Source organism: Shewanella frigidimarina, from assembly GCF_003797125.1.
Classification (GTDB): Bacteria; Pseudomonadota; Gammaproteobacteria; order Enterobacterales; family Shewanellaceae; genus Shewanella; species Shewanella frigidimarina.
Window position 1 is genome coordinate 246,191 of record NZ_RKKE01000004.1, and the last position, 12,349, is coordinate 258,539.

The 12,349-nt window shown below is 42.5% G+C and carries 13 protein-coding genes; 6 read left to right on the plus strand and 7 right to left on the minus strand.

Annotation, left to right across the window (positions count from 1 at the left end; genetic code table 11):
• Positions 1–29: 29 nt before the first annotated feature.
• Together EGC86_RS14725 and EGC86_RS14730 are read right to left on the minus strand one after the other, a co-directional pair.
• Complete coding sequence (locus EGC86_RS14725) at positions 30–1,370, minus strand: NAD(P)/FAD-dependent oxidoreductase (protein WP_123778055.1); 1,341 nt, start codon at positions 1,368–1,370, stop codon at positions 30–32.
• Between the two features lie 39 nt (positions 1,371–1,409).
• Positions 1,410–1,967, minus strand: coding sequence for a GNAT family N-acetyltransferase (locus EGC86_RS14730; protein ID WP_123778056.1), 558 nt, complete (start codon positions 1,965–1,967; stop codon positions 1,410–1,412).
• 142 nt (positions 1,968–2,109) lie between these two features.
• On the opposite strand from EGC86_RS14730, the gene EGC86_RS14735 reads away from it, so the two are divergent.
• From EGC86_RS14735 to EGC86_RS14750, 4 genes are all read left to right on the plus strand, one after another.
• Complete coding sequence (locus tag EGC86_RS14735; RefSeq protein ID WP_102036164.1) at positions 2,110–2,811, plus strand: spondin domain-containing protein; 702 nt, start codon at positions 2,110–2,112, stop codon at positions 2,809–2,811.
• A gap of 53 nt (positions 2,812–2,864) precedes the next feature.
• A complete protein-coding gene (locus EGC86_RS14740) occupies positions 2,865–3,545 on the plus strand; it encodes a spondin domain-containing protein (protein WP_165872426.1) in 681 nt (226 codons plus the stop codon).
• A 110-nt stretch (positions 3,546–3,655) separates the two neighbouring features.
• The gene (locus EGC86_RS14745; protein WP_123778058.1) at positions 3,656–4,390 is read left to right on the plus strand and encodes a response regulator transcription factor; all 735 of its coding nucleotides are present in this window, start codon (positions 3,656–3,658) and stop codon (positions 4,388–4,390) included.
• A complete protein-coding gene (locus EGC86_RS14750) occupies positions 4,390–5,847 on the plus strand; it encodes a sensor histidine kinase (protein ID WP_123778059.1) in 1,458 nt (485 codons plus the stop codon). The genes EGC86_RS14745 and EGC86_RS14750 overlap by 1 nt, the downstream gene beginning before the upstream one ends.
• 183 nt (positions 5,848–6,030) lie before the next feature.
• On the opposite strand, the gene EGC86_RS14755 is transcribed toward EGC86_RS14750, so the two are convergent.
• Together EGC86_RS14755 and hemE are read right to left on the minus strand one after the other, a co-directional pair.
• Positions 6,031–6,318 carry a hypothetical protein gene (locus EGC86_RS14755; protein WP_059747517.1) on the minus strand — a complete coding sequence of 96 codons (288 nt, stop codon included), beginning with the start codon at positions 6,316–6,318 and terminating at the stop codon, positions 6,031–6,033.
• 645 nt (positions 6,319–6,963) lie between these two features.
• A complete protein-coding gene (gene hemE / locus EGC86_RS14760; protein ID WP_101086245.1) occupies positions 6,964–8,028 on the minus strand; it encodes a uroporphyrinogen decarboxylase in 1,065 nt (354 codons plus the stop codon).
• Between the two features lie 456 nt (positions 8,029–8,484).
• Here hemE and EGC86_RS14765 point away from each other — a divergent pair, with 456 nt between their 5' ends.
• Entirely contained in the window at positions 8,485–8,952 is a 468-nt protein-coding gene (locus tag EGC86_RS14765) for an Rsd/AlgQ family anti-sigma factor (RefSeq protein WP_011635970.1), read from the plus strand.
• Between the two features lie 72 nt (positions 8,953–9,024).
• Here the strand turns inward: EGC86_RS14765 and EGC86_RS14770 are convergent, their stop codons facing one another.
• The 3 genes from EGC86_RS14770 to EGC86_RS14780 all read right to left on the minus strand — a co-directional run bounded on the left by EGC86_RS14770 (position 9,025) and on the right by EGC86_RS14780 (position 11,449).
• The gene (locus EGC86_RS14770) at positions 9,025–10,074 is read right to left on the minus strand and encodes an MJ1255/VC2487 family glycosyltransferase (RefSeq protein ID WP_123778060.1); all 1,050 of its coding nucleotides are present in this window, start codon (positions 10,072–10,074) and stop codon (positions 9,025–9,027) included.
• 157 nt (positions 10,075–10,231) lie between these two features.
• The gene (locus tag EGC86_RS14775; protein WP_123778061.1) at positions 10,232–10,744 is read right to left on the minus strand and encodes a phosphatase PAP2 family protein; all 513 of its coding nucleotides are present in this window, start codon (positions 10,742–10,744) and stop codon (positions 10,232–10,234) included.
• A gap of 456 nt (positions 10,745–11,200) precedes the next feature.
• On the minus strand, positions 11,201–11,449 hold the full coding sequence (locus EGC86_RS14780) for a YgjV family protein (RefSeq protein WP_011635967.1): 249 nt from the start codon (positions 11,447–11,449) through the stop codon (positions 11,201–11,203).
• A gap of 386 nt (positions 11,450–11,835) precedes the next feature.
• On the opposite strand from EGC86_RS14780, the gene rraA reads away from it, so the two are divergent.
• Positions 11,836–12,321 (plus strand): ribonuclease E activity regulator RraA, encoded by a 486-nt coding sequence (gene rraA, locus EGC86_RS14785; protein ID WP_011635966.1) that lies wholly within the window; start codon positions 11,836–11,838, stop codon positions 12,319–12,321.
• The last annotated feature ends 28 nt before the right edge of the window (positions 12,322–12,349 follow it).

The window sequence follows — 12,349 nt, forward strand, 5'->3', positions numbered from 1 at the left end:
CAAGCCGTCTATTAACCTAGAAATGGGCGTTAACCAAAGCGATCTTTTAACCAACCATAATGATAATAACCCCATTGCCCAAGCCGTCTTGCTTGGGTGAAGGGGAACTTAGGCAAGGGTTGTTGATACAAAGGTAAATTGGGTAATGTTTCTCCCGCAATACTTTGCGCTAAGCGATACGCAGCCTGGCTACTAAACGACACTCCCGCACCACAATATCCTAAGCTGTACCCTACGCCGTCTTTGCTATACACATGGGGCATATCATCCATTGCAGCAGCAATCCATCCGGTCCAATTATAAGCAATAGCTTTACTGGTTAAACTTGGAAAGCACTTATTTAACGCCATTTTTAAACGCTCACCATAAACGGGATTCGCAGCATCTTTGCCCCACACTGCACCACGGCCACCAAACAACAATCGATTATCGGGTAATAAACGGTAATAGTATTTTAAAATACGGGTATCCATGGTCACTTGATGAGTATGCAAACCCGCCTCTGCAAGCTCTTGCGCGGTAAGCGGTTCGGTGACAATCACATTGCTTAATATCGGCAAAAATTTATCGTCTATGCGCTGGTTAAACCGTTTAGGCGTATAAGCATTACCCGCCATAATCACTTTGTTGGCAATCAGTTCGCCTTTATCGGTAATTAAACGATGTTTACCACCCTCTTCAATCCAATCTAATACGCAAGATTGCTCAGAAATAGTCACGCCTTGAGCTTGCACCATGTCCTTATAACCTAATAACAATTTAAGCGGATTAAGACCAAAACCGTCTTTTAAACGCAGCGCACCAAAAGCTTGATGATGATCTAAATACTGGGATCGAAAATCTTGGCTTGAAATAAACTCGGCGCCCGAGTCTTGGCTACTGGCTAAGTGTTGTTGAATATAATTAGCGGCATTTTGCAGCGTGACTAAGGCTTTAGGATTATGCGCCACCTTTAAGTAGCCCGCTTCTTGCGGTTCACAGGCGATATTATGTTGTTTAATTAACCCATCGACTCTAGCCACGGCTTGGGTAAATTCATCGTATATGCCCTTGGTCGTTGCTAAGTCCCAACGCTCAGTCATGGCGGCGTACCCTAAACGCCCCGATCCTTTTAACACAAACCCAGCATTGCGCGCACTCGCCCCAAAACCGACTTGATTGGCCTCTAACACATGGCAATCTATATTGAATTCGGTTGCCAAATAATAGGCTGTTAATAAGCCTGTGTAGCCACCACCCACAATAGCCACATCGGTTTGTTGGCGGCCAGACAATGCAGCAGCTGGTGCGGGTAAGGCTTGAGTGCTTGCCCAATAGCTAGGGGCAAACGTTTGATTATTAGGATGCGAGTTAATCAGCGGATCGTACATATTGGTCTTCTTTTTTATTATTGATTTAGAGAGCAGACATTAAAATAACAACAGCATTTCACAGGCAACACAGTGGCAATCTTCACCGCATAATACGCAAATATAATCATCACCCATATAACGTTGATGCCAGCGCTGCGGATGCTGTTTAATTAACTTACCACCCGCCTTAGTAAAATATCGCACCGCAGCATTATTAGGGCTTTGCTGCCATAAATGACTCACCCCAGCTTTAGCCCCTTGGGCAATAACCGCAGCTTTAGAGGCAGCTAATAATTTGCCACCAAGCCCTTGTCCTCGGCCAGATTCAGCTATGGTATTTGATTTGAAATAACACACATCTTCAAATTTCACGTCCCACTTATCAACCGTACACCACTGATCTTGCGGCCATTGTCCCGCGGCATACGTTAACCGAAAGCCAATAAGTTGTTCATGTTCAAGCGCGACAAAATTGGCATTAATGCCATTTTTAATGCCTTTGTGATAAATCGCTGTCAGTTCAGCGATATCCATATAACCACTGCCGTGGACTATTTCACCTAGGGTTATCACTGCATCAAAGTCAGCGGGAGTCAGTTGTCTAATCATAATCATTATTATTTTTGTTGGTTTAAACTCACTTTATCACACGTTATTATCGGTAAGTTAACGATGTTAATCTTTTGTGATAATTTGGCGATAAGTAGGTGAGATCACCTGTGCATACTGGCTGCAATTAAACAAAAGGAGCTCGGTTATGAAACGTACACTAGTGACTGCAAGTCTTATGGCTGCTGGATTATTTAGCCTTCCAACGTTGGCAGCGGATATTGAAGTTAGCGTGACCAATTTAACTCACGGAAATCACTTCACCCCTATTTTGATCGCAGCCCACGACGCTGACAGCCACCTATTTCAAGTCGGCACCGAAGCATCTGCAGCATTACAAAAAATGGCTGAAGGTGGCGACATAGCCGACTTAGATACTGCGGTAACCGGCAATGCAGGCGTAACATCAGCAAATCCGGCAATGGGTTTGCTTGCTGCGGGTGCCAATGTAAGTGGAGTAATGCTTGATACGGGCGACAACACCCATTTATCTATAGTTGCCATGGTGTTACCCACTAATGATGCTTTTATGGGGCTAGATGGTTGGGAAATCCCTACTGAAGCGGGCACGTACACTATGTACGTCAATGCATATGATGCTGGCACAGAAGCCAATGATGAAATCATTAATGGCGGTGGTATGTCAGGCGTACCGGGTATTCCCGCAGCCCCTGGTGGTGACGGTGGAGCTAATGGCACTGGCGTGATGGATAATTCAGATAACAGCAATGTACATACTCACCCTGGCGTTTTAGGTGACATGGACCCAGCTGGTGGCATGAGTGATTTAGACAGTCGCGTTCATCGCTGGTTGAACCCTGTAGCCAAAGTTGTGGTGACAGTAAAATAAGGAGGTAGCCCATTAAACGCACTGACTTTACACTTAAGCCCAGCTTAATCGCCATGCTGGCTGCAGCAACACTGCTTACTGCCTGTGGCGATGACAACGATGATGATACCGTTGTTGTCACCCCGCCTGCGCCAGTGATGCAAACTTTCACGGTGACCGTAACTAACTTGACGGCTAATCAACCTATGTCACCAGTTATCTTAGCCTCTCATGCTAGTGATGCCATGTTATGGAACGCCGGTGAAATGGCCAGCGAAGCACTCGAGAAAATAGCTGAAGGTGGTGATACTGCCGACATAGCAGCACTAAGCGTAATCAATAGCAGCGTTAACGGCACAGGCTTATTAATGCCTGGTATGTCAGAAACGCTGACCTTGACCCTAGATGAAGCCGAAGTCGCGAGTATTAGCTTAGCCACCATGTTGGTTAACACTAACGATGCCTTTACCGGTATTAACAGTTACACCATTGCCGGAATGGAAGTGGATGCAACAACCGCAATGAAGTTTATGGCTTATGACGCTGGCACTGAAGCCAACAGTGAAGCCAAAGGTTCTATGCCAGGACCTGCTGATGGCGGCGAAGGGTTTAACGCCATCCGTGATGATGTTGACTTTGTGCATATTCATCCGGGTGTTATTTCAATGTACGACGGCTTAGCGGATTCGGTACTGGATGCATCGCATCGTTTTGATAACCCAGTATTAGCCGTCACCATTATGCGTACTGAATAATCTTAATCGGTCGTGTCGACTGAATGAATTTCAACCACGTTGAAATTTATTCTCCTCAAAGCGGGTCTAAGTATTAATGCAATTACTGGATTTGCTTTGAGGAAGTCACCATGAATGGAACCGCGAAACATAATGGCCATGTTTGTCCGCAACATATTTTGTTAGTCGAAGACGAACAAGACTTGGCTAAGTTAATCATACTTAACCTCAAAGCACTCAACTACAGCGTCGACCACGCCACCACCTTGAAGCAAGCCATGCACATAATCGAGCATAAAAAACTCGACCTGATATTAATGGACCGTATGCTCCCCGATGGCGATGGCATTATGCTGTGTGAGCAACTGCGCCAAGACGGTAAGGAAGTTCCACTGATGCTACTAACCGCCAAAGATTCAGAAGCAGATGTGGTACTGGGTCTTGAAGCTGGGGCAGATGATTACCTCGTCAAACCTTTTAGCGTATTAGAGCTGCGTGCACGAGTAAAAGCACTATTAAGACGCGGCAAAGCGCAAAATGAACAAACACAACAAATTGAATTTAACAGCGTATCCATTAACTCCAGCACCCGTGAAGTTACCGCCTTTAATAAAGCGTTAACCCTCACCGCCCGCGAGTTTGATTTACTGCTATTTTTAGCCAAACACCCGCAACAAGTCTTTAGCCGCATGCAACTGCTAGAAGCGGTATGGGGTTATAACTACGACGGCTATGAGCACACTGTAAACAGTCATATAAACCGTTTACGCAACAAGCTTTCGGTATGCTCGCCTGAACATGACCTTGTCAAAACCGTGTGGGGCGTAGGCTACAAATTTTCACCACCAGAGGTGCAAGCCCACTAATGAATCGCTTATTTAATCGGTTGTTTTTAGCATCCACAATCATCGTGTTATTACTGTTTGTGGCGCTATGGCAATGGCTGCAACTTAACCATGAATTTAGCCGTAACCAAATTCAGCAATCACTGCACTTACAACTTGCTGAACACATGGCGCACATCAACCCTTTATTATCGCAAGGGATCACGTCAGACGCCGCGCTTAAAGAAGCCTTTCACGACTTTATGTTGCTAGGCCCAAGCTTTGAAATTTACACCTTAGATCCAGATGGCAAAGTGATTGCTTATGATGCCAAAGAAGAAAAAATTAAAACCCACCGAGTCGATACCACAATCATTCAGCAGTTTTTAAATGGCGACAGCCTACCTGTACTTGGCACCGATCCGCGTAGCGAAGATACCCACAAGATTTTTTCCGCCAGTAAACTTGTCACCAAAGATGGGCTTCATAGCGGTTATTTGTATGTCATCATTGGCGGTGAAGATTACGACAGTTGGCAAGCACTGATTAACGCTGAAAATCAACCTAAAATCTGGGGCGCTACAATCGGTTTTTGGATCATTTTTGCCTTAGTGCTATTCGTGATTTTATTGCGCTATTTTACCCGCCCAATCCAAAAGCTCGCGCAAGACTTAACCGAACTTAAAAACACCCCAATGTCAGACAAACTGATGTTACCCCAGCGTTATCGTGGCAGCTTAGAAATAAGCCAACTGAGTCATCATATCAATCATTTATTGCAAGAAATCCAATTGCAGCAACAACAAGTTAAACGCCAACAACAGGCTAAACACGACTTTTTATTGCATTTGTCTCATGACTTAAAAACCCCGCTTACTGCATTGTTAGGTTATATTGATACTTGGTTAATATTACCCGAGCACGAACGCGACGAAGCGTTGATCCAATATGCTGCAAACTCAGGCCAAACCTTACAGCAGCTACTGGCACAGTTATTAGAATTGGCCGCCCTCGAAAATGGTCAAATCGATGCGCAACTGCAACAGGTTAACCTCAGCGAACTGCTTAGCGATATTGAACAAACCTTTACCCCACGAGCCAAAAATCTCGGGGTTCAATTAGATTTTGACATCAACCATGCCAGCCAAATCTATACCGACCCCGCACTAATGCGCCGCATACTCAACAACTTGGTCGATAACGCCCTGCGCTACACTCCCGCTGGTGGCAAGATTCAAATCGTCAATGCACAACACAACGGCCAACAATGGTTAACAGTGCGTGACACTGGCGCAGGCATGCACAAGCATGAAGTTGACGCCCTCAAGCAATTGTCGATGACAAGGTTGTCATTTGAAGCTAATCAAAGTCTGCCACAACTCGGCGTCGGACTCGCCATCGTCAGGCAGTTATTGGGCTTATTGAAATGCAGAATTGAAATCGACAGCCAACCAGGCGTCGGCAGTGAATTTAAGATAGAGCTTGTAACGCAGGGTTAGGTGTTGAGGTTGAGATTGAGGTTGAAGTTAGATTTGTTGCGATTGAATATCTAAATAAACAGTGTTTGGCAACATACTCTGCTATTGCTCTACTTCTGGATGATTAAATCGCTTGCGAAGCAATCGTGTCATGTAAGGCCGGAGGAGACTAGATTACCTCCGAGTAACCGACTATAAATATTGTTAAAACAAACTAACTACAACTAACACAAAAGCACATATAAAATATTTATAGCTTGCAGTAGAAAAAACCAAATTTGATTTAAACCAGTGCTTAAGCGGAGCTACTAATAATAATGGCGACGAGAGTAAACCACGCAAGAAAAATAATATTCCAAAAACCCCAGCTATTTCGCCAAAATCTAACATTCGAGTTTGATAAAACTGAACTACTTGGAATATTATTACCAGAGCCATAAAACCTTTAACAAGGTTTGAACTACGTTGAATTTTAACTGCTTGTTCTTCCATTGAACTCAATCCTATTTAATGCGTATAACGATTTGCTAAATTGCATTTTGGTTGTTGTGAATGTGGTGCTGAATTTGGCGAATCAATGGTATAAAGTAGCGAAAACCAACAGGCAGTCCCTGCATCAATTTAGTGAAAGTACCATACTTATCTCAATGTTTCGTCATCAATATGTTTTTATCATTCTTGTATGTCTGCTGTTTCATATATTGCCTCGTATATTAGAATCTGTGCGTTGCGCTGTGTGAAAGTCATAAATCGCTCGTTGGACTTGGCCAATTACAAAACGAGGTTCAAAGCTGGATCAATCCCCATGACAACCTTTTCGTCGCTATTGTTTTGTAAATAGCGAAAATATTGCGGGGCGGCGAGGCCAATTTTTTTATCAAGAGTAAAGAGGGAGCAGCCGTTGGTTTCCTCTTGGTTTAGTGTGGGTGAAGCGCCACAACGTTAGTGACCGCAGGCCATAAAACCTAAATAAAAATCATAAAAAACAGCTGAATTCCGGCTCACAAGCATTACCGGAAAGACGTAAAATAGAAAAATAGAAAAACTAACTGCTCACATTCAAAAGCTAAAAAAACAAAAAACGATCAACAAAAAAGCGAATCCGAAGACTCGCTTTTTTTAGTCAATACCACTGAATTACTTGTGGTATTTACCTGACAACTCATGCACAGAATTGATAAATGCACCAGCATGCTCAGGATCAACATGTTGATGAATACCATGGCCTAAGTTAAATACATGGCCAGTACCTTCACCGTAACTCGCTAGAATTTGATCAACTTCTTGATGAATACGCTCTGGCGTAGCATACAACATTGATGGGTCCATGTTGCCCTGTAGAGCCACTTTATGACCTACGCGACGACGAGCGTCACCAATATCAACAGTCCAATCTAAACCTAATGCATCACAACCAGTTTCAGCCATAGACTCTAACCATAATCCGCCGCCTTTAGTGAACAAAGTAACTGGCACTTTACGGCCATCAGCAAAACGAGTTAAGCCATCAACAATTTTTTGCATATAACGTAATGAGAACTCACGGTAAGCGTGATGTGATAACGCACCGCCCCACGAGTCGAATATCATTAACGATTGTGCGCCGTTAGCCACCTGAGCGTTAAGATATAACACCACAGAGTCTGCTAACTTATCTAATAACATATGCAATGCAGCTGGTTCTGCATACGCCATACGCTTGATTTTTTCGAAAGTTTTACTTGAACCGCCTTCAACCATGTAAGTGGCCAAAGTCCAAGGTGAACCCGAAAAACCAATTAACGGCACAGAGCCGTTCAGTTCACGACGAATGGTACTCACTGCACGCATTACATAACCCAATTCATCTTCTGGATCTGGAATACATAATTTTTTGATTGCATCGATGGTGTCAGTTGGACGTTCAAAACGCGGACCTTCACCTGCTTCGAAATACAAACCTAAGCCCATTGCGTCTGGCACGGTCAGGATATCTGAGAATAAAATCGCAGCATCTAAGTCATAACGACGTAACGGCTGTAAAGTGACTTCGCAAGCCAATTCGGCATTACGGCATAAAGACATAAAGTCACCCGCTTGAGCACGAACTTCTTTATACTCAGGTAAATAACGTCCCGCTTGACGCATCATCCATACTGGAGTGACATCAACAGGCTGCTTTAGCAACGCACGTAAATAACGATCATTCTTTAATTCTGCCATGTGGACTTTGTTCCTAGACTGTTATGATTTCTGCTGGGCGTTAGTTTAGCACTTACGCGATTAATGTAACCACTCATGCAGAATTTATGTGAGCTATTCCTAAATCTATAGTCGATTTTATTAACACAATCGCTACTATGCTCACAAAACACACAATACTGATGTGTAAATCGCAATTTATCCGATTATAAGTTGCGTCACGCTAAGTGGTTTGGTATAAAAAGTGTGCGCTAGCAAGAACAATCAAGAAGCCCGATAAATCGAGCCTTTGAAAACTTCGTTACCCCGTGATGGCATGCCATCACGGGGTTTTTTATTATTCCGCTTAGTGCCCTCTATTCTTTTCATCCCCAAAGCAAGCTAGTCGATAAGCAAATAAAAATAAAACAGTTGATCGTAATACACTTTGTCCAATACATTAGTTGTTACAGAATGACTGCCAATTAGAGAGAAGACATGCTAACAAAATTAGAAAAAGCAGAAAAACGCTGGGGCGGTTCTCATAATTTAATTGATCAATGGCTTAATCATCGTCGCAAATTATTAATCCAATATTTTATCGTTGCCGGATTAGCGCCTTATTCGCGCAGCGAAAAATCACTGCCAAGCATGGATCAAGTCAAACAATTTTGTGCCCAATTAGTTGATTATGTGTCAGAAGGCCACTTTGAGGTTTACGACAACGTTGTTAAAGCTTGCGAGAAGTTTGGTGAAACGAGCATCGAAACAGCCAACGCCTTATTACCGCTGATTAGCGAAAGCACAGACGCGGCATTGGATTTTAATGATAAATATACTGATGCATCTGATGAACAAGTGCTGTATCAACTAGACAACGATTTATCACATTTAGCACAAGCAATGGAGTCGCGTTTCGAATTAGAAGATCAGCTTCTTGAATTACTATATCAACGTCTTCCTTAATTAAGTCAGCCCATTAAAAAGTGCGATAAATTGACGCACTTTTTTAATACGGAAACTTGATTGCAGCAAACATTATTGCCGTTTATGCCAGTTTTCAGGCAACTCGACTTGTGACCATAAATGTTGACATAAATTTTGTGACTGATGCCAATCGCCCATTTTTAACCACTCTACCAATGCATCGCCGACTTGTGGGTACGCAATAGGCTTAGGTGATGGGCTTTTTAACCAACGCTTGAGTACGGCAAAATCTAAAGTTTGCATACTTTCTGCCGCGGCAAGTAATTCTAACGCAGCAACGTTAGCAGACTGCTCAAACTGCCCCAGTAACGGTTTTACTAATAACTTCTTACCTAACGTCATCGCTTCACTGGCCAGCTCAAAACCAGCATTGCCGATCACCCCACCACATTGAGCCATATGCTGTTTAAAGCCTTCACGATTAAAGCCATGCCAATGAACATGCTCTGCTAATGGTTTCAATGGTTTAGTGCTGTGGTAAACAGAAAAGTGGTATTGATCAAATGGGGCTAAAAATGCCGCTATACGATCAGGCTCTTCAAAGGGTAAATAGACTAAGATTTGATGGCTATGATCACCACCATTGGGCCACACCTCAACAAATGGAGGCAAAATAGGAAAGCCAAAATGATGCCAATGACAACCTAAAGCAATATCGACGGGTGCAAAATGGTTAAGCAAAAATTCATTAAACCAACTGTTGCCTTGCTTAGGGACTGGATATTGTAATGCTGCTTGGTGACTAATGGCGATTGATGGAACATTTTGTTGTTTGGCCGCCCAAGCACTCACAGGTTCAAAATCGTTCAATACTAAGTCATACCCCGTTAAATCTAGCTGCTTAATTTCAGAGAAAATAGGAGTAGTTAAATTGTTTTTGGCGGTTTTTACGGAATTAACTCGACCATTTTCGGTTATGAATGTCATACCATTACGGGTCTGATAATCGCCAAAGCATTGCATATCAAAGTAGTGTTGTTGTTTTCGGCCTGAAAATAGAAAATCGACATCAATATTATGTTGCTTAAGCGCTTTAGACATCACGCGTGCGCGACTGATATGGCCATTCCCTGTGCCTTGAACTCCGTACAAAATTTTCATATTGCCTTACATCCCTCTACGGCTGAATGATCAAGATTAAAACGTTGTACTTCTTTCTACATAAACAGTTACTACATGAGGAGTGACTACAGAACCTTTACCACATGTACTGTGACGGCATGAGCGATTACGACATGAGCGTTCTTAACATAAGTTTTTACAGCATGAGTTGATCGACCAGTAATACCGAGCCGATCCCCAAACCAGCGCCAGCGATAATATCCACAGGATAATGCACTCCCAAAGCAATACGTGATGAGCCAACAAAACAAGCCCAAGCAAACGCAATAGGTGCTAAGGCAGGAAACACCAGATTCACTACGCTAGCAAACACAAAGGCACTAGCTGTGTGCCCTGAGGGTAAGCTAAATTTATCAGCTGGCTCAAAACATGATTCAAACCCTGCTAAAGCGTGGCAAGGACGATGACGTCGAATGCTATTTTTCAACAGTAGATACAACGGCAACTCAACCAAGAAACTCCCCAACACTAAATTAAAAAAGTGCTGACCGTTGGGATGGAAAAATAACAGCGCAACAGATAAATAAACATAATAGTGACCATCACCGGTTGCAGATACACGTTTAGCAGCCTGATTTAAACCGTTATCTCGACTAAATTGCACTACCCAATAAAACCAATATTTATCTAACTGGCTGATACTCTTCATGCCTGACTCCATGTCAAACGTCGGCAATATCATTTACCTAATATTAATCCGACTAAAGTTATGTATTTGTTAACAGTTTAGATAATAGACAGAGGTAATGAACACGAGGTGACAGTTAGCCTAAAGTTTTATGACACTGCCCAGAGCTGAATTTAACGTTAGAAAGTCACCATGGTAGAAGCTTAACTGCCGATGTTTACTCGCAAGATTATTTCAGCTGAGGATAAGAGATTAGACAAATTGATGTTACTCAAAAGAAGCATTAATACGTTCGTAGGGAGCTTATTGCGGGCGGTTATAACGCAGGCAGTAGAATGAAAAGCAGTTTGATATCTGTTTATTGTTTAAATCGATGCGACTTAAAGCAATAACCCCTCAAGTTTGGCTTGAGGGGTTATCAATCGCGACCGTGTTATCGTCATTCACTAACACGATAACTTAATATGACTCGTGCAATTATGCAGTTTGTGGCTGTGCACTTTTATTACGATAAATCTTAATTAAGTGAAAAATGTTAATGCATGCAACAAAGGCATTCATGCCCGCTACTGGCCACGCTTCGATTGCATATCCGTAGGCAACAAAAAAAGAACAGCCGACAAAATTTAACCATCTTAGTAAAACGATGTCTTTCATCATTAGTGAAATGGCCACCATAACTGATGCTGCATAACCTAAGACTTCAATAATATTGATATTTTCCATAAGAACCTCTGTTTCAGGCTCTCTGCCTTCCGTATGCGTAACGGGGGATCCGTGCCCCTAAAGCTAGTATTATTTTGTAAACTAACATTAATAAATCTAGCAATATGCTAACAAACTGTTGAACAAAAATGTAATTAAAAAACGTATTAGGATGACCTAAATCAACATATATCGACTAATTGGTTCAATTTGAAAGAAAATTACTTACAAATTTGATCCTTGTTCTCTATTTAGGCCAATGCGTCATTTGGGCATAAGTAACACCATAAGTTGATTTATAACAATCCAGTGATTGATAAGGCTTTTATTTTCATAAAAAGCTCATATAATTCATTTAACTTTGCTTTACCCAGCAATTTACCTTTGCTGTCCAACAGGAGTGAAATATGGAATACAACACCTCAGAACTCTGCGACATGTATATAGATGTAGTCGATGTCGTCGAACCAATGTTCAGTAACTACGGTGGTTGCAGCTCCTTCGGTGGCTCAATCAGTACAATTAAGTGTTTTGAAGATAATGGTCTGATTGCTGATGCTTTAGAAGAAGACGGTGAAGGTAAAGTACTATTAGTCGATGGTGGTGGATCGTTAAGACGTGCCCTACTCGATGCTAGAATTGCTGAAATTGCTGTAGCCAACAATTGGGAAGGTATCCTCATTTACGGTTCAGTACGTGACGTTGACGCTCTTGAAGAACTTGATATTGGTATCCAGGCGCTTGCTTCGATTCCTGTCGGTGCTGAAAGTAACGGTGTGGGCGAAGTCGAAATTCCAGTTAATTTTGGTGGCGTGACCTTCTTACCGGGTGACCATATCTATGCTGATAACACTGGCGTTATTCTGTCTCCAGAACCATTAGATATTGAATAATCAGTCATAGCCAATTTAGCTTTGTAAA

Coding starts and splice junctions, on each gene's coding strand:
- EGC86_RS14770 (WP_123778060.1), bottom strand. CDS start 10,074: ATGAAAATTTTGTACGGAGTTCAAGGCACAGGGAATGGCCATATCAGT.
- EGC86_RS14730 (WP_123778056.1), bottom strand. CDS start 1,967: ATGATTATGATTAGACAACTGACTCCCGCTGACTTTGATGCAGTGATA.
- EGC86_RS14735 (WP_102036164.1), top strand. CDS start 2,110: ATGAAACGTACACTAGTGACTGCAAGTCTTATGGCTGCTGGATTATTT.
- EGC86_RS14725 (WP_123778055.1), bottom strand. CDS start 1,370: ATGTACGATCCGCTGATTAACTCGCATCCTAATAATCAAACGTTTGCC.
- hemE (WP_101086245.1), bottom strand. CDS start 8,028: ATGGCAGAATTAAAGAATGATCGTTATTTACGTGCGTTGCTAAAGCAG.
- rraA (WP_011635966.1), top strand. CDS start 11,836: ATGGAATACAACACCTCAGAACTCTGCGACATGTATATAGATGTAGTC.
- EGC86_RS14780 (WP_011635967.1), bottom strand. CDS start 11,449: ATGGAAAATATCAATATTATTGAAGTCTTAGGTTATGCAGCATCAGTT.
- EGC86_RS14740 (WP_165872426.1), top strand. CDS start 2,865: ATGCTGGCTGCAGCAACACTGCTTACTGCCTGTGGCGATGACAACGAT.
- EGC86_RS14755 (WP_059747517.1), bottom strand. CDS start 6,318: ATGGAAGAACAAGCAGTTAAAATTCAACGTAGTTCAAACCTTGTTAAA.
- EGC86_RS14745 (WP_123778058.1), top strand. CDS start 3,656: ATGAATGGAACCGCGAAACATAATGGCCATGTTTGTCCGCAACATATT.
- EGC86_RS14775 (WP_123778061.1), bottom strand. CDS start 10,744: ATGAAGAGTATCAGCCAGTTAGATAAATATTGGTTTTATTGGGTAGTG.
- EGC86_RS14750 (WP_123778059.1), top strand. CDS start 4,390: ATGAATCGCTTATTTAATCGGTTGTTTTTAGCATCCACAATCATCGTG.
- EGC86_RS14765 (WP_011635970.1), top strand. CDS start 8,485: ATGCTAACAAAATTAGAAAAAGCAGAAAAACGCTGGGGCGGTTCTCAT.